This window comes from Microcoleus sp. Pol8_D6 (genome assembly GCF_036700965.1).
In the GTDB taxonomy this organism is placed as follows: Bacteria; Cyanobacteriota; Cyanobacteriia; order Cyanobacteriales; family Microcoleaceae; genus Microcoleus.
In genome coordinates this window covers 1-16629 of sequence record NZ_JAUBPW010000066.1, presented here as the reverse complement: position 1 = coordinate 16629, position 16629 = coordinate 1, and the positions used below count along the sequence as shown (strand labels likewise).

Sequence of the window (16629 nt, the reverse complement as noted above, 5' to 3'; positions counted from 1 at the left end):
CCTGAACGTAAAATTTATATCTGTAGGGTGCGCACTGCGCACCTTACCGCTATGAGTATCGAACTGATGTTCGACAGGTTCTGCCCGTAGGAACGAAGGATTTAATTACCTGCTAAAATCTCTTCGAGTGCTAATTTTAGCGTCGGATACTGATATTCAAAACCGCTAGCTAAAGTTTGTTTAGGCAACACTTTCTGCCCTTCCAAAACAAGTTTTGCCCCGTCTCCCAACAGCATTTCTAAAGCAAAACCTGGCACCGGCAACCAAGAAGGCCGCTGCAAAACTTCCCCTAAAGTTTGACACAATTCATTCATCCGCACCGGATTAGGTGCTGTCGCATTCAAAACGCCTTCAACTGGCAGATTTTGCAAAGCGTACAAAATTAAATCAACCACATCCTCGCGATGAACCCAAGAAAACCACTGTTTTCCTGTCCCAATCGGCCCGCCAGCAAATAGTTTAAAAGGTGGTAGCATTTTTGCCAATGCGCCTCCCATTCCCAAAACTATCCCCAGCCGCAAAATTGCTAACCGCGTTCCCGCATTTTTTGCAGGTTGGGCGGCTGCTTCCCAGTCTTTGCAAACTGCTGCTAAAAAATCGTTTCCCGCAGGGCTAGTTTCGTCAAACTCAGCGGTTTCGCTGGTTCCGTAATAGCCGATCGCCGATGCGCTAACAAACACCGATGGTCTAGGATTAGCATTGACGATCGCCTCGACCAATTTTGCCGTCGTCAGTCTGCGACTGTCCAGAATTGCTTGCTGGCGCGCCTCCGTCCACCTTTCCTCTGCAATCGGCACTCCTGCTAAATTGACAACAGCGTCGCAGCCCGCGATCGACTTTTGCCAATCACCAGACTCCGCCGGAGTGTAGGCAACAACTTCCAAATTTGGATAAGCTGAAGCGGGAAAAACTCGGCCAGCCTTCGCCGCATCCCTGCTCAAAACCACCACTTGATGTCCCGCAGCTTGCAGCTTTTCCACCAGCCGGCTACCTACAAATCCCGTTGCTCCCGCGATCGCTACTTTCATCTTTTACCAATAATGCACAGTTCTAGCAGTTTAGACGATCGTCCAAACTTGTCTTTGATTATACAAAACTAGAGAGCAGGCCCGATCGCCTCCCCACAAGCCAAGTGTATTTTCATTAAACTGATAAAGGACGCGAGGAACACAAACCATGCCTGCAAAAAAATCAAAGCTTCTAATTGCTGCCTCCATCGCCGCAGCAGGTAGCGCTGCGGTCTACTTTTACTTCCAGGGTTTGAGCCAACAAGTATCCAACCCTCAAGACAGCGCCAAAGTTGTGCCCGACGAAGCAATGATGGCCGCGTTTATCTCCCCCAATCCCCAAGCCTTGTCAAAGTTGCAGCGATTTGGCACGCCAGGGGCTCAAAAGTTGGTCGGTCAGGGTTTGAAGGGCTTTCAAGAACAAAGCTTGGCAGGCACTCAAATCGACTTTGACAGGGACTTAAAGCCTTGGTTAGGGGGGGTGATGGTCGCTTTCCTGCCCCCTGATGCTGTGACGAATACAGAGCCTCCAAAACTGCTGGTAGTCGTCAGCGTGAAAAATAAAATTAGCGCTTGGAATTTTGCTAATAAATTAAAATCTCAGCCCGGTGCAACTACTCAAGAAACCGAGTATAAAGGAGTTAAAATTTTTGAAATTGCAGAGCCAACTGGCAAGCGCTACAGTGTGGCTTTGCTGAACGACCAATTAGTGATGGCTCCTTTGAAAAAGCCTGTGGAATTGGCGATCGATACTTTTAAAGGAGAACCCTCCCTCGCTACGCAGCAGAGTACAACTAAGTTTTTTGCAGAGAGTGCGGGTGTCAAGAATCCGATCGCAACTGTTTATATTGCTGACTATCCGGTGGCAATTGAGCAATTGAAAGCTAATTTGCCCGCAGATATCCAGTTGCCTTGGACACTGTTTTCGCAGTTCAAACAAGTTAAGTCTTTGGTTGCGGGAATTGGAGCAGATAGTGAGGGATTGAGGGTAAAAACTATTGCTCAGTTAGACCCTAAATTCGTGCAGCAAAATCCACAATTTGCATCGAAATTGTTGCCCAGATTTCCCGTCGAAACCATTGCGTTAGTCGGCGGCAAGGGAATCGATCAAATTTGGTCGCAAGCAATCGCTGAGGCACAAGATAGCCCGGAAGTTGACAGGGGAGTTCAGCAGGTGAGGAATAGTTTTAAGCGGTTGGATTTGGATGCGGATCGAGAGGTTTTTGGCTGGATGAATGGGGAATTTGCGATCGGGGCGATCGGTTCCAATCAAGGGATTTTGTCTCAGTTGGGGATGGGGGCGGCGATGATTTTTGAAACAAGCGATCGCCCAGCAGCCGAAGCAACCTTGAAAAAACTCGATGCGATCGCCAAAAGCAATCCTACAGTCAGTGTCGCCCCCAGACAAGTTCAAGGCAAAGAAGTTACGGAGTGGCAAATACCCCAGCAAGGCACTTTATTCGGACACGGTTGGCTGAATGAAAATTCTGTGTTTGTAGCTTTCGGCGGGCCTTTAGTTGATGTGATTACTTCGACGCCACCGCAACCGCTAAGCAGCAGTCCGAGTTTTCAGGCGATCGCTACTTCTTTACCGCGGGCCAACCAAGGTTACTTTTACATAGATATGGAAAAAACCATGTCTTGGGCTAACCAATATTTGCTCGCAGTACAGCCAAATTTAGTTTCACCGCCCGCTGCTGAATTGCTGAATTCTCTCCGAGGAGTTAGCGTAGCCACAGCTTCTACACAACCGACAACTGCTGAGTTGGAGATGCTTTTTGCCTTCAAATCTAATCGGTAATTTTTCCTTGTATCCTTCTATCCCTTAATATCGTTTCCGGTTGCATCTGAATAATCAAATCGAGTCAACAGTTAACACTCAACCATTCAGTTTTTCGACCCGCCCGTCAACAGTCAACAGTCAACAGTCAACAGTAAACAATTCCGGAGGAGTGCAACCGGAATTGATATAAATCCCGTACACGACTTCGTGGCAGGAGTTTTTTCTGACAAAAAAAAGATGCTGCCCTCAATGGAGGGCAGCTACTCAAATAAAGCATCTTAAAGTCTCTCAAAACTTCAGAATTAACCTTCAGACATTCCCGATTTATTGGGCAATTGCAAATCATCAGGATCTACATAGTGACAAACTGCTTTGTCCATGCAAATTAATGCCCAGCCAGATTTATCTATGCTCATCAACTTGTAAGAAGCGGGCTGAATAAAGAAACCTTTGTGGTTGCGGGTTGCTGGTTTGATGTTAACGTGGCTGTCAGTGCTCATGTTTTTACAACTCCTAGTATTATCCTAATAAAATCTGAAAACCGCTGAGCGGATTTGGCAATCGTCTAAGTTTTCAAATACTAGCACTGACTTCCTGAGTTTTCCATAAAGTTATTTATTGATTTATTACGATGTCGTAATAAACCCCACAGCCGATTTCTTCGATCCCCGCCCAAAAATCGACTTGTTTGCGTGGTTACGGCTCCAGAAGCCACTGTTTAACGCGGGCGAGACTCTTCCAGTCGGGTTTTCTCTTTAATCCTTCTTCAAAATTTTTTTTAACTTCGTCGAGCAACTCTTCCGAAGCCATTAGAAGTTGCTGAGCCACTTCGACGTGGGGGCGCACTCCTTTTTCTTTGAGATCGAGGATCGCTACTGCTAGGTTGATGCGAGCTTGGGGGTCATGAGGGTTCAATTTAACGGCTGTTTTCGCTGCCTTTTGAGCCGGTGCAGGTTTATTTTCCAACAGGTAGAGCCACGCGAGGCTAGCCCAGGCATTGCCATTTTTAGGAGCTTTTTCGCACACTTCTTTAAACACGGGGATCAGATTAGCCGGGGCTTCGCCAGCTTGGTAGCGATCGAAACCGTCTTTAAACAATTCTTCAGGGGTCATTCGATTTTAGATTTTGGATTTGGGATGTTGCATGGAAAAGGGCATGGGGCAGTTAACAACTTTCTGCCCCATGCCCTCTTTTCCGATTTATGTAGAAAAAGAACTGCCACAACCGCAAGTTTGAGTTGCGTTGGGGTTAGTAAACTGAAAACCGCCCCCGATCATAGCATCGCTGAAGTCGAGAACCAAACCGTAGAGATAAAGAATGCTTTTGCGATCGCAAACTACCTGAAAACCGTCGTAGTCGAACACTTCATCGTCGGATTTCACAGTGCTTGGATCTGCGAAATCCATCACGTAGGACATTCCAGAGCATCCGCCCTGCCGCACCCCTACCCGCAAGCAGAGGTCTTTACCTTGTTTTTCTCTCAGGGCTAAAACTTGACGGACAGCAGAGTCCGTCATTTGAATGCCGCGCTTTTCAGAAATGGCTTGAGTCATAATTTGCCGAACTCCTGAGACTGTCTAATGCAAAGAGTTTAATCTTATTGCTCCATTGTACAGGCATTCGCCCGAAGGCATTCGGTTAGATGCTGAAGGCAGAATTTTTAGCTTCTAATTTTTAATTACATTGGGGCATCGTTCCCCAGCTTGATGTCCTCTCCCCCTATAGGGTTTATGATTGAGAAGCAGCGGTTGACCGGCTACCGGCACCGCAACAATGCTTCACCCAACGGGCTTACTCTATGGCAGCGCTGAATCGCTCTACTCTTCGTCGGCTACAAAACTTACCTCAAATTCCCAGCGTGTGGGAGGGCGATCGCCGACCCTTATCTAATGCTGACTCGCACATGATGCTAGATGACGATGACGTTCTAGAAGCAGGTGGCGAGTGCATTCTCTGGGTCGATGGCTCCGAAGGAGTCGTGAGGGCTATGGACATGGTAGGCCCAGATGCCGGCCCAGAGGCGATCGTCCGGGCCCTGCTACGGGCAATGGAACATCCCCAAAGTCCGGCTCCCGCAGTCCGGCCCCAAAAAATAGTAGTCAAAAACCGAGAAATTCAATTTTATCTGCGGGGCGTACTTCAAGATTTAGGCATTTCCATTGACTACGTGCCGGAATTGCCCTTAATTGACGAAATCTTTCGCGGTATGGAAGAGGTCGCGATCAACAGACCTCCTGAGTTGCCCCCTCAGTATGCTGAAGTTTTAATGGAAAAAGCTGCTCAAATTTGGCAAGATGCTCCGTGGCGGACTTTGAGCGAACACCAAATTATATCTATTGAAATCAATCAGTGGGATGTCGCCAGCCTCTACGTGTCCGTATTGGGGCAAGGCAGAATGGATTACGGAGTTTTACTGTACCGCTCTCTAGAATCTTTGAAACGGTTTCGAGAACGAGTCGTCAACGATGAATCTTTTGAAGATTTAGAACAGGCTTTTTTAGGGCAAGACTGTTTGTTTCTTACCTTTGAAAGTGGAGCAGATATTGATGAGGACGACGATGACGAAATTGATTTAGCCGATTTGCCTCCATCGGAAATTGAACCAAATTTCGGCAACTTACATCCTTTAGAAGGATTGCGATCGATTCTTTACGAAGAAGAAGCCCTCACGATGTTAGTTGCTCTCGAAGCATTTCATCGCTTTTTCCGCAACGGTCGCCGGAAATTGGGATCAGACACTTTTCCCAGTCTTAGCAGCCGCTACCGCATCCCAGTTCCGCAGGATGACGGAGAAATTCAACAGGTATCTGTTAAAGTTTCCACGATGCCGGATGTGTCGGACGAATTATTACAGATGCTCGGCGATGACGATGATGACGATGATGACGATGATGACGATGATGAATTTGACAAGCCACTGCTGCGGGACGATTTGGTGCCGCAAAATTCATTTTTGAGTCTCGGCGCAGTACCTTGGGAAACGGTAGAGTTCCTGCGCCAAAGTGTCCAGTTTCACCAAGGTGCAGAAATTGATATTAATACCGCCGGAGATGGTTTGCCGGTGGTGATGATCCAAACTTCTCATCCGAAGGCAAAAACTATGATTCACGATTTGAAAGAAGCTGGAGGCGTGAAGGGGATTGGTTTTAATCCGGGCGAAAATCCTTTTCAGGATGAGCAATACGACTTGGGTATTTTGCAAACTAAAAATGGGGAGCTGTATTTGTTTGGGGAGTTTAATGAAGACGATCCGGTGCATCAGGAAGCTCGCAAGAAGTGGGATCGCCGCTGTAAATTAACCAACGGTTGGTGCGGTTTGATTATTGCTAAAGGGTTGATGGGTGCTTCTCGCGGTCAGCCTCAGTTTAAGGATATGATCGCTTTGCTTGAAGTGCGCTGGGTGTCTGCTAAAGACTTGGGAATTGGGCCACTTCAGTTGATGCCGATGTTTTGAAGTTAGTTGACTGTTGACTGTTGTGAGAAGAAAGAGGTAAAAGTAATTTGTAAGGTGCGCTGGGGCGCACCATAGTTTTTAAATTATTAAGGAGAATGATTATGTCAAATTCTACTCAAAAGCGAGAAGTTTTAGTCGCCATTGATGCTGAATTCGCGGAGAAAATAGACCAATTTACTGATAATTGGACGGAGGCGATCGAACAAGCTCTCCGTCTCTGGTACGCTAAGCAAATAGAAGATAAGTTGCGGAAATTTTATCAAAACCGCAGCCAAGAAGATATTGAGTTTGAGGAAGAATGGGCAACATTTGCTCAGGAACAAATGGAAGAAATTTTAATAGAGGATGGTCTGTGAGATAATGACAGAAACTTATCCGCGACAAGGCGAAGTTTATCTTGTTAGAGCTTTGCGAACGATCGGAGATACCAAAAAGCGTCCTGTTGCTGTCGTTTCCATAGATAGCCGGAATGAATTGAGCCGTACTGTACTGATTGTCCCTTTTACTAGCGATTTGAGAGGGGGCGAAACTCCGACTCGGGTTTTGATTCCTGCTGGTGAAGGAGGGTTGGAATCTGACTCGCTGGCTGTCTGCGAGCAAATTATAACTGTCCAAAAGACTTATCTGGAACAAGGCCCTTACGGTCAACTTAGTGGCGATGTCCTAGCAAGAATTCAGAGGGCTATACAACTGTCGATCGGCATTTATGAACTTTGAATGTTTCGGAAATTCTAAATTTTGTTACAATTTGTAAAAATACTGTAAAGGATAGGTAAAATGCGGGTTGCGATCGCAGGTGCGGGACTGGCTGGAATGACCACAGCAGTCGATTTAGTGGAAGCCGGCCACGAAGTAGAAATTTTTGAATCCCGCCCCTTTGTCGGCGGCAAAGTCGGCAGTTGGGTAGATCCCGACGGCAATCACGTTGAAATGGGTTTGCACGTCTTCTTCGGCTGTTATTATAACTTATTTGCTCTGATGAAAAAAGTGGGAGCTTTTGACGATTTGCTCCTCAAAGAACACGTCCACACTTTTATCAATCGAGGCGGCGAAACCGGTTCTTTAGATTTTCGCTTTCCGGTGGGTGCTCCTTTGCACGGATTGAAGGCATTTTTCACGACATCTCAGCTATCCGTACAAGACAAAATTCAAAATGCGATCGCCCTGGGAACTAGCCCGATCGTCCGAGGTTTAATAGACTTTGACGGGGCAATGAAAACTATCCGCGATTTGGATAAAGTTAGCTTTGCTGACTGGTTCCGCAGCCAAGGTGGCAACCAAAACTCGCTCAAAAGAATGTGGAATCCGATCGCCTACGCACTGGGTTTTATCGACACTGAAAATATTTCTGCCCGGTGTATGTTGACAATCTTTCAATTCTTTGCATCAAAAACCGAAGCCTCTGTCATGCGGATGCTGGCTGGTTCTCCCAACGAATATTTGCACAAGCCAATTGTGGAATATTTGGAAAAGAAAGGAGCAAAAATTTACACGCGGCGCAGAGTAAGAGAAATTCAGTTTGAAGAAGGCGAAGAAACCCGCGTAACAGGCTTGGTAGTAGCTAACGGCGAAACAGAAGAAAATATTACCGCAGATGCTTACGTTTTCGCCTGTGATGTGCCCGGAATTCAGAAAATATTGCCCCCAGCTTGGCGCAAATGGTCGGAATTTGACAACATTTATAAATTAGATGCGGTGCCGGTTGCTACAGTACAATTGCGGTTCGACGGTTGGGTAACGGAACTCGAAGACGAAGCCAAGCGCAAACAGTTGAGCCACGCTGTAGGAATCGATAATTTGCTATATTCAGCAGATGCAGATTTTTCTTGTTTTGCAGATTTGGCGCTGACAAGTCCCAAGGATTATTATCAAGAAGGAAAAGGTTCGCTGCTGCAGTTGGTGCTGACACCGGGAGATCCGTTTATTAAACAAAGCAATGAGGCGATCGCCCAACACGTACTTAAGCAAGTTCAGGATTTATTCCCCTCAGCGCGGGAATTAAATATGACTTGGTATAGTGTAGTTAAGCTTGCTCAATCTTTGTATCGGGAAGCACCGGGAATGGATGTTTTCCGCCCAGCTCAAAAAACTCCGATCGCCAATTTCTTTCTAGCAGGAAGTTACACTCAGCAAGACTACATTGATAGCATGGAAGGAGCGACACTTTCAGGCCATCAAGCCGCTAAGGCAATTCTCGAAGCTTACAGTCATTAGTCATTAGTCCTCTCGATCCCCCCTTAATAAGGGGGGAAAAGAGCGTTCTCAAAGTCCCCCTTATTAAGGGGGATTTAGGGGGAGCGAAAAATCGACTACAAGCGATATTCCTCGTTCCCAGGCTCGGCCTGGGAATGCCGATCAGGAGGCTCTGCCTCCAGTATTCGAGAGGAAAAGCGAGGCGGAGCCTCTGGATCTGCGTTACCAGGCTATGCCTGGTAACAAGAAACAAACAAGTCTTCAATCTAAAATCTAAAATCTAAAATCTAAAATCCCATGACTGATTGGTTAGAACACAGCGTCCAAGTAGAAGTGGCAATTCCCATCGAATTAGCGTGGCAACTCTGGTCAGATTTAGAGCAAATGCCGCGGTGGATGAAGTGGATAGAATCTGTTCATGTTCTCGAAGAAGATCCAGAATTGTCTCGCTGGAAACTCGCAACTGGCGGGTTAGAATTTAGCTGGCTTTCTCGGATTCTCAAATTAGTGCCGAATCAGATAATTCAGTGGGAATCGGTAGACGGTTTGCCAAATCGAGGTGCGGTAAGATTTTACGATCGCAAAGACAGCAGTATCGTCAAGCTGACAGTGGCTTACGGAATTCCCGGCTGGCTGGGAAAATTGATGGATAACCTATTTCTCGGCCGCGTGGTTGAATCGACAATTCAGGCTGACTTGGAAAGGTTTAAAGAGTATGCTCTGAAAGTGAAAGCGACATCTTAAATTTTGAGGACTAAAGTCCTGTGGTTTTTAATTGTAACGCGAGAGTCGATCGCCCCCCGGCCTCAGTATCATAGAGATGTGCTGCTGATTCCTTCTCGGTTCAGTTATGAGTTATTGCCTAAACCCCGCCTGTCAAAACCCGCAAAATGCCGATCGTACCCAATTCTGCCTGAATTGCGGCTCCAAACTGTTGCTGAGAGAGCGTTACCGCGCCATCAAACCCCTGGGGCGCGGCGGTTTTGGTCGCACTTTTTTAGCAATAGACCAAGACAAACCCTCAAAACCCCGCTGTGCAATTAAACAGTTTTTCCCGCTATCTCAAGGTACCAGCAGCAGCGAGAAAGCAGCAGAATTATTCAACCGAGAAGCAGTGCGGCTGGACGAATTGGGGAAACACCCGCAAATTCCCGAACTGCTGGCGCACTTTCAGCAGGAACGCTATCAGTATTTGGTACAGGAATTTATAGAAGGTCAGAATTTACAGGAAGAGTTGGCGCGGACTGGGCCTTTTAGCGAAAGTAAAATTCTCAGTCTGCTGAAGGATTTATTGCCAGTATTGCAGTTCGTGCACGATCGCAGTGTAATTCACCGAGATATTAAACCGCCCAATATTATCCGCCGCCGCATTTCTAAAACTCCCATCATTTATACTTACCCAGCATTAACCGGGGAATTAGTTTTAGTTGATTTTGGCGCTGCCAAAGTGGTTGAGGGTTTGAGAGAAACCGGTACAGTCATCGGTTCTCCCGAATTCGTGGCGCCGGAACAAATTAGAGGTCAAGCGGTTTATGCCAGTGATTTGTACAGTTTGGGAGTAACTTGCATTTATTTACTGACTCAAATATCTCCTTTTGATTTGTTCGATATTAATCAAGATGTTTGGGTTTGGCGAGACTTTTTGAAGGTTCCAATTGATCCGAAATTAAGTCGCATCCTCGACAAAATGATCGAATCGAGTCTCAGTCGGCGCTACAAATCTGTAGCTGAGGTATTGAAAGATTTGCAGATGCAGTCGGCGGGGGCGGGAACGGGGGCGGGAACGGGGGCACCGCCCCTACCAGCGCCTAAAATTTCCGTGCCGCAGAGAACGCCTGTGGTGCAGAATGCAGTGCCGCCAACGGTTGCAGGCACAATCATACCTGTGCCGCCGATGCAGCGGGTTGTACCCGCACGCGCGCCTACTTGGAGGTGTGTTCATACTCTGGTAGGGCATTCCAATGCTGTTACGTCGGTAGCTTTCAGTCCTGATGGCGCGACTTTAGCTAGCGGCAGTGAGGACAAGACGATTGAGATGTGGAAGTTGGATGCGGGTAAGCGGTGGTACACTCTCACGGGTCATTCTGACTGGGTGACTTGTGTGGCGTTTAGTCCTGATGGCGCGACTTTGGCTAGTGGCGGCCGGGACAAAATGATTCATATTTGGGATTTGAATAAGGGTAAGTGGTGGTACGCTTTGGCTGGTCATTCTGACAGGGTTTCTGCTGTGGCGTTTAGTCGGGATGGTCAGGTTTTGGCTAGCGGCAGTCGGGACAAAACTGTGCAGTTGTGGAATTTGAATAAGGGAAGGCGGATGTCGGCTTTGACTGGTCACGCTGCCGGGGTGGAGGCGGTGGCTTTTAGTGCTGGCGGGGAGTTTTTGGCTAGTGGGAGTCGGGACAAGACTGTGCAGTTGTGGGATTGGCAAAAAGGTCGATCGATTTGTACTTTAGCAGAGCACGGGGATTGGGTGCGGGCGATCGTTTTTGCGACCCCGCCCAGCCCCCCCTTGGTAAGGGAGGGAGTAGGAGAAGGATTGATTTTGGCGACGGGGAGTCGGGATGGTACGGCGAAGCTGTGGCGGGTGGATGCACAGGGGCGAGGGACGCTGTTGCGGAGTATGAGGGACAATTCTGGGGATGTTTTGTGTCTGGCGTTGAGTCCCGATGGTCGGGTTTTGGCGACGGGGAGTCGGGATGGCACGATTTATTTGTGGGATGCGGGTACGGGGGGTTTGCTGGAAATTTTGACGGGCCACGGGGGGGAGGTTTTGTCGGTGGCGTTTAGTGCTGATGGGGGGAGTTTGGCTAGCGGTGCGGGCGATCGAACTGTGAAGATGTGGGGGCGGATTGGGCATTAGGGGCGATGTCAAGAGTGCCGGCTTAAAAAATCTCATATTTATGCTTGACAGGCGATCGAATGTTCTGCTACATTAGGAATTCGTGAGGACGCATAGCTCAGTTGGTTAGAGCACTACGTTGACATCGTAGGGGTCACTGGTTCGAGTCCAGTTGTGTCCATGAATTTCAATCATTTATAAATCAAGGGTTTTAGGTTTGCCCTCCTACCGAGAGTTTTGTCTTTCGCTCGACAATTAACCTATTAGTTAGATCATGAATTTAAAAATCTGACGCACCCTACTGCATCAAAATCAAATGATATTAGAGCATGGGAGACTTTACCATGACTCAAGCGATATCGAAGTTCAGGAGTTTTGATGAATTTCTGGAAGGAAAACCAGAAAACGGACGTTATGAATTGCATCACGGATTTATGGTTTAAATGCCAAATCCAACTGATAAGCATTCATCCAGCGCGGGTTTTCAAGCGATAGAATTGGCTTTAGAAATCCGGCGATTACAACTTCCTTCGTTTATTCCCAAGGAATCTAAAATTAAATTTAGCGATCACTCTGGCTACGATCCCGATGTGATTGTATTAGATAAACAAGCCGTTGAAGCCAATGAGTCTTGATGGGAAAGAGAATCATATCATGTCCGATCAATTAACCATAATATCCCGGTCGGGGCGGGTTTTTGAGATTGTCAATTATTAGCAGGTATTCTTGGCTCACGGGCCCATACAAAAATCTCGGTCGCTCGACCGGACATGATATCAGTTATTACTCAGGAAAATTCGGTCAAATTAGTTATTGCAGTAGTCAGCACAAATTGGCGCGATGATTATGCACATAAAATGATTGATTATGAAGCATTAAGCATTCCTGAATATGGGATTGTAGATTATTTGGGCTTAGGGGGTAGCCGTTATATTGGTTATCCCAAACAGCTTACTTTATCGGTTTATCAGTTAGTAAATGGTGAGTATCAAATTAAGCTGTTTCGGGGAGATGAAAGAATTGAATCAGCGGTGTTTCCAGAGTTAAATTTGACCGCTAAGCAAATTTTTAACGGTGGATAAGTGCTGAGGCGATCGCATAGCTCAGTTGGTTAGAGCACTACAATGCCATTGTAGGGGTCAGCGGTTAGAGTCCATTTCTGTCCATACCTAAAACCCGCCCACAAAGCGGGTTTTGTTGTTTCTACAACCAAACTGGTAGATTTGGCATTCTCAATTAGGAATGACAGAATATGTCTAGGCCAGAGATTTAGTATAGTTGCCACGTTTTGTCGAGGCTGTTGCTGAGTAGTTGCGTAGTTTGCAGGAGTTAGGTGTTAAAGAAACGCTAGCCCGATTCTCGTCGGCACCATCCCCATTCGTGAACAAAGCGCAAGCAAGCAGAACAAGAAAGAGAACCACTGTGAGAACGCGATCGCCTTGCACACTAACAAGCACAAGTCGCTAACCGGATTCAAGACGAATTTTTAGCGGTGCTGTCCCATGAGTGGCGATCGCCCCTGTGCTTAAATACTGAATGACTTAGGTTTTGGGCATATTATATCTTGATTCCCTAACAATAGCTGGCATAATAGGTAAATAGGCAGGACTAACCGCAATGAATGTAGAACGTACACACTCCTTGAACGATCGAGAAGAGCTTACTGTAAATTTTCCTCAAGAGCTATGTACGGACTGCCAAGCACTCGAAGCACGACGATTTGCGGTGATAGTCGATCACATGGCTGAGGCCTTTATTTCTATTAATTCAGATTGGCACTGCACCTATGTCAACCATAAAGCAGAAAAGCTTTTAAACAGTAAGCAGCAACACCTAATCGGCAAAAATATATGGACTATATTTTCGGTCGATCTTACCTCTGAGCTATATAAGTATTGTCATCGAGCGATCGTAACCCCAACGGCGATCGAGTTTGAAGAACATTACCCCTCACTCAACAAATGGTTGAGAATTCGCCTCATCAATAGTGAAGATGGGTTACTTATTTACTTCCAAGACACTACTGAAACATCTCAACTCGATCGACAATTAAAAGCCGAAATCGCCAATTCGCAGCAGGTGGAAGCCACCCTTCAGAAAGAACCGGAGTTTTTGAAGGCCATCCTAAACAACGTTCAAGCTGGCATTGTGGCTTGCGATGCCGATGGCATATTGACGGTATTTAACCAAGCAGCTAAAGATTTTCATGGATTACCTCAGCAGCCAGTTCCATCGGCTCAATGGGCTGAGTATTATAACTTGTATTTGCCCGACGGCAAAACACCCATGAATACAGAGGATATTCCCCTGTTCCAGGCCTTGCAAGGACAGAACGTTCGTGATGTGGAAATGATGATTGTTCCGCAGCAGGGAACGGCGCGAATGCTGTTAGTAACTGGACAGGCGATTATAGCTCCAAACGGCGAAAAACAGGGTGCAGTTGTTGTGATGCACGACATTACACAACGCAAGCAGGGAGAAACTGCTCTGCGTGAGGGTGAAGCGCAATTATCAAGCATCTTCCAAACTATTCCTGATGGTATCACTATTCTAGATTCTACCGGGGAGATTATAGCTGCCAATAGGGCAGCAGAAAGGATTTTAAGATTGACTTGCAGGGACAGTGTGGAGCGAGGGTATAACGCTCCATCCTGGTTCATTACAACCGTGGAGGGTCATCCTTTCCCAGAAGATGAACTGCCGTTTGCGCGGGTGATGCAGACAGGTGAGCCTGTTTATGGTATTGAACAGGCTATTAGCCATGCTGATGGAACTCGTACGATTCTCTCGATCAATGCTTCCCCTTTGTTTGACGCAGAGGGACAAATTATCAATATCATTGCTGCTTTCAGCGACATTACTGAACGCAAGCAAACCGAAGACGAACGAGTACAGCTTGTTCAAGAACAGGCAGCCCGTGCTGTAGCAGAGAATTCTCAACAACAATCAGCATTTTTAGCCCAAGTGAGTGCTGTCCTTTCCTCTTCACTAGAGTATGAACAAACTCTCCAAAGCGTTGCAAAGCTGGCAGTTCCTTATTTTGCAGATTGGTGTAGTGTTGATCTGCTGAATGACGATCGCACAATTGGTCGGGTTGCAGTTGCTCATTCAGATCCCGAAAAAGTGAAGTTTGGCTGGGAGTTGGCTCAACGCTTTCCCAGACATCTTGATGATGCGTATGGCATTGCTAAAGTCATGCAAACAGGACAGATTGAAATTGGGATTGAGATTACAGATGAACAGTTAGTTGCCACAGTGCCGAATGGTGAATACCTGGAAATCTTACGTGGAGTTGGGTTAAAGTCCTGCATCATTGCACCGCTACAGGCACGCGGGCGCGTGTTGGGTAGCATTACCTTTGTGTTTACGGAATCCGATCGCCGCTATCGCCTGGAAGACATTCCTTTGGCTGAAGATTTGGCTCAGCGAGCAGCGATCGCCATTGATAATGCTCGTCTCTATAATGAAACACAACAAGCGAAATTAGCCGCTGACCTCGCTGCTAACCGGACGGCTCGACTGCTGGCGGTGATGACAGCTTTGTCTGAATCGCTAACCTCGGCTCAAGTGGCTCAGGTGATTATTGAACAGGGAATGTCCGCACTCGGAGCAAGTTCTGGTTTGGTTGCCGTATTAAACCAGGATGCGAGCGAACTGGAGATTATTCAAGCGATCGGGTATGAGCATATAGGAGAATTTCAGCGCAGTTTTTCACTTCATGCACCCTATCCTCTGGCAGAAGCTGTGCGAAGTGGGCAACCTGTTTGGGTAGAAACTATTGAAAACCGAATTGCTCGTTATCCTCATTTAGCTGAAGCTTATGCCAAGGCTGGTTCAGAAGCCTGGATTTCCGTGCCATTGTTGATTGAAGGACAAGCCGCTGGTGGGCTCTCGCTCGGTTTTTCGACCGTTCCCCAGCTCTCCGAGAGCGATCGGGCTTTCGTTTTGGCATTGGCACAGCAGTCGGCGCAGTCGATCGACCGAGCACGGCTCTACGAGTCAGAATCGCAAGCACGGACACAAGCAGAAGCAGCTAACCGAATTAAAGATGAGTTCTTAGCTGTCTTGTCGCACGAATTGCGAACTCCGTTGAATCCGATTCTGGGTTGGACTCGGCTGCTGCGAAGGGGAACCCTGGATTCTGGCAAGACGGCGGTAGCTCTCGAAACAATTGAACGCAATACCCAGTTGCAAGTTCAACTGATTGAGGATTTGCTGGATATTTCTCGAATTCTGCAAGGGAAGCTGAGTTTGAACTCTACTCCTATTAATTTGAAAACAACTCTTAAAGCCGCGATTGAAACAGTTAGTTTAGCCGCCGAAGCGAAAAACCTTCAAATTCAAACTCAGCTAGAACCCAACGTCGGCGATGTGTTAGGAGATGCTACCCGATTGCAACAGGTTGTCTGGAATTTGCTCACGAATGCCATTAAGTTCACCCCAACTGGAGGTAGAGTTGAAGTTGAGCTAAAAACGATTGATTCCTATGCTCAAATTCAAGTCAGGGATACAGGAAAAGGGATTAAGCCAGAATTTATTCCCTATGTCTTTGACACATTTCGACAAGCTGATAGCAGTATTACGAGAACCTTTGGTGGGTTAGGGCTGGGATTAGCGATCGTGCGTCACGTCGTTGAGCTACATGGTGGAATTGTCAAAGCCGAAAGTTGTGGAGAAGGACAGGGAGCAACATTTACTGTCACACTTCCTTTATTAGCCAGAAGCAATGATGCAAACAGCGATCGCAATGACCATCGAACACTCAATGCTCACACTTCACCCTTGGCTAGATTATGTATCCTGGCCGTCGATGACGAAGTAGACAATTTAGAGTTAGTTCAATGTATTTTGGAGCAAGCGGGAGCGACCGTGATCTCTGTATCTTCAGCAACGGATGCGCTACAAAAGCTCACTAAATTTAAGCCAGATGTTTTGATTGCTGATCTTGGAATGCCACAAATCGATGGCTATAAGTTGATTGGTCAAATCCGACAACTATCGACACAGGAAGGAGGAGAGATTCCCGCGATCGCTCTGACAGCGTATGCAGGTGAGACAAATCAACAGCAAGCACTAGCAGCCGGATTTCAAAGGCATCTTCCCAAGCCTGTCAATCCTGAAACGTTAGTGGAGACAATTGAGCTATTGCTTCATCAAATCGAGTAATATTAATTTCGCTTGCACCATCCGTGATTGATATAATTCATCTGCATTAATTTGTGTTTATCTGCTCCTAAGCTGTTCGACATTCAAACTGCACTATTTGTGGGCCAGACCTGGGGGGGTGACAACCCACCCAAAACCCATAGCTAGTAAGGATTGAGCCAACTTGTGGTAAAAAAAGATAGGCAG

Annotated in this window: 13 protein-coding genes, 2 tRNA genes and 1 pseudogene; 12 read left to right on the top strand and 4 right to left on the bottom strand. The window is 46.9% G+C overall.

The annotated features are described in order from the left end of the window. Positions 1–101: 101 nt before the first annotated feature. Positions 102–1028, bottom strand: a complete 927-nt coding sequence (thyD, locus tag QUA10_RS22590; protein ID WP_333084804.1) for a thylakoid membrane protein ThyD — start codon at positions 1026–1028, stop codon at positions 102–104. 148 nt (positions 1029–1176) lie between these two features. Here thyD and QUA10_RS22585 point away from each other — a divergent pair, with 148 nt between their 5' ends. Next, positions 1177–2808 (top strand): DUF3352 domain-containing protein, encoded by a 1632-nt coding sequence (locus tag QUA10_RS22585; protein ID WP_333084805.1) that lies wholly within the window; start codon positions 1177–1179, stop codon positions 2806–2808. A gap of 284 nt (positions 2809–3092) precedes the next feature. Here QUA10_RS22585 and QUA10_RS22580 read toward each other — a convergent pair whose 3' ends face one another. The 3 genes from QUA10_RS22580 to QUA10_RS22570 form a co-directional block, all read right to left on the bottom strand. Continuing rightward, the gene (locus tag QUA10_RS22580; protein WP_006632682.1) at positions 3093–3290 is read right to left on the bottom strand and encodes a hypothetical protein; all 198 of its coding nucleotides are present in this window, start codon (positions 3288–3290) and stop codon (positions 3093–3095) included. A gap of 196 nt (positions 3291–3486) precedes the next feature. Then, positions 3487–3903: a tetratricopeptide repeat protein gene (locus QUA10_RS22575; protein ID WP_333070877.1), complete on the bottom strand. Its 417-nt coding sequence runs from the start codon at positions 3901–3903 to the stop codon at positions 3487–3489. 87 nt (positions 3904–3990) lie between these two features. Then, positions 3991–4344: a HesB/IscA family protein gene (locus QUA10_RS22570; protein ID WP_006632680.1), complete on the bottom strand. Its 354-nt coding sequence runs from the start codon at positions 4342–4344 to the stop codon at positions 3991–3993. Positions 4345–4589: 245 nt separating this feature from the next. Here QUA10_RS22570 and QUA10_RS22565 point away from each other — a divergent pair, with 245 nt between their 5' ends. From QUA10_RS22565 to QUA10_RS22515, 11 genes and pseudogenes are all read left to right on the top strand, one after another. After that, the gene (locus QUA10_RS22565) at positions 4590–6245 is read left to right on the top strand and encodes a DUF6930 domain-containing protein (RefSeq protein ID WP_333084806.1); all 1656 of its coding nucleotides are present in this window, start codon (positions 4590–4592) and stop codon (positions 6243–6245) included. A 101-nt stretch (positions 6246–6346) separates the two neighbouring features. Further along, complete coding sequence (locus tag QUA10_RS22560) at positions 6347–6601, top strand: hypothetical protein (RefSeq protein ID WP_333084807.1); 255 nt, start codon at positions 6347–6349, stop codon at positions 6599–6601. A 4-nt stretch (positions 6602–6605) separates the two neighbouring features. After that, positions 6606–6962 (top strand): type II toxin-antitoxin system PemK/MazF family toxin, encoded by a 357-nt coding sequence (locus tag QUA10_RS22555; RefSeq protein WP_333084808.1) that lies wholly within the window; start codon positions 6606–6608, stop codon positions 6960–6962. Between the two features lie 60 nt (positions 6963–7022). After that, a complete protein-coding gene (gene zds / locus QUA10_RS22550; RefSeq protein ID WP_333084809.1) occupies positions 7023–8459 on the top strand; it encodes a 9,9'-di-cis-zeta-carotene desaturase in 1437 nt (478 codons plus the stop codon). A 276-nt stretch (positions 8460–8735) separates the two neighbouring features. Beyond that, positions 8736–9182: an SRPBCC family protein gene (locus tag QUA10_RS22545; RefSeq protein WP_015175311.1), complete on the top strand. Its 447-nt coding sequence runs from the start codon at positions 8736–8738 to the stop codon at positions 9180–9182. A 106-nt stretch (positions 9183–9288) separates the two neighbouring features. Further along, a complete protein-coding gene (locus QUA10_RS22540) occupies positions 9289–11298 on the top strand; it encodes a serine/threonine-protein kinase (RefSeq protein ID WP_333084810.1) in 2010 nt (669 codons plus the stop codon). An 86-nt stretch (positions 11299–11384) separates the two neighbouring features. Continuing rightward, positions 11385–11458: transfer RNA gene (locus QUA10_RS22535), tRNA-Val, on the top strand. A gap of 262 nt (positions 11459–11720) precedes the next feature. Continuing rightward, complete coding sequence (locus QUA10_RS22530) at positions 11721–11912, top strand: hypothetical protein (RefSeq protein WP_333084811.1); 192 nt, start codon at positions 11721–11723, stop codon at positions 11910–11912. A gap of 141 nt (positions 11913–12053) precedes the next feature. Then, a pseudogene (locus QUA10_RS22525) lies at positions 12054–12359 on the top strand (Uma2 family endonuclease); the annotation flags it as partial. 16 nt (positions 12360–12375) lie between these two features. Next, positions 12376–12443 (top strand) — tRNA-Gly (locus tag QUA10_RS22520). Positions 12444–12894: 451 nt separating this feature from the next. After that, positions 12895–16443, top strand: coding sequence for a PAS domain S-box protein (locus QUA10_RS22515; protein ID WP_333084812.1), 3549 nt, complete (start codon positions 12895–12897; stop codon positions 16441–16443). Positions 16444–16629: the final 186 nt, after the last annotated feature.

Excerpts from the sequence above, each read along its gene's own strand:
- QUA10_RS22575 (WP_333070877.1), bottom strand. The coding sequence starts at position 3,903 with ATGACCCCTGAAGAATTGTTTAAAGACGGTTTCGATCGCTACCAAGCT.
- thyD (WP_333084804.1), bottom strand. The coding sequence starts at position 1,028 with ATGAAAGTAGCGATCGCGGGAGCAACGGGATTTGTAGGTAGCCGGCTG.
- QUA10_RS22585 (WP_333084805.1), top strand. The coding sequence starts at position 1,177 with ATGCCTGCAAAAAAATCAAAGCTTCTAATTGCTGCCTCCATCGCCGCA.
- QUA10_RS22565 (WP_333084806.1), top strand. The coding sequence starts at position 4,590 with ATGGCAGCGCTGAATCGCTCTACTCTTCGTCGGCTACAAAACTTACCT.
- QUA10_RS22570 (WP_006632680.1), bottom strand. The coding sequence starts at position 4,344 with ATGACTCAAGCCATTTCTGAAAAGCGCGGCATTCAAATGACGGACTCT.
- QUA10_RS22580 (WP_006632682.1), bottom strand. The coding sequence starts at position 3,290 with ATGAGCACTGACAGCCACGTTAACATCAAACCAGCAACCCGCAACCAC.
- QUA10_RS22515 (WP_333084812.1), top strand. The coding sequence starts at position 12,895 with ATGAATGTAGAACGTACACACTCCTTGAACGATCGAGAAGAGCTTACT.
- QUA10_RS22530 (WP_333084811.1), top strand. The coding sequence starts at position 11,721 with ATGCCAAATCCAACTGATAAGCATTCATCCAGCGCGGGTTTTCAAGCG.
- QUA10_RS22540 (WP_333084810.1), top strand. The coding sequence starts at position 9,289 with ATGAGTTATTGCCTAAACCCCGCCTGTCAAAACCCGCAAAATGCCGAT.
- QUA10_RS22560 (WP_333084807.1), top strand. The coding sequence starts at position 6,347 with ATGTCAAATTCTACTCAAAAGCGAGAAGTTTTAGTCGCCATTGATGCT.
- QUA10_RS22545 (WP_015175311.1), top strand. The coding sequence starts at position 8,736 with ATGACTGATTGGTTAGAACACAGCGTCCAAGTAGAAGTGGCAATTCCC.
- QUA10_RS22555 (WP_333084808.1), top strand. The coding sequence starts at position 6,606 with ATGACAGAAACTTATCCGCGACAAGGCGAAGTTTATCTTGTTAGAGCT.
- zds (WP_333084809.1), top strand. The coding sequence starts at position 7,023 with ATGCGGGTTGCGATCGCAGGTGCGGGACTGGCTGGAATGACCACAGCA.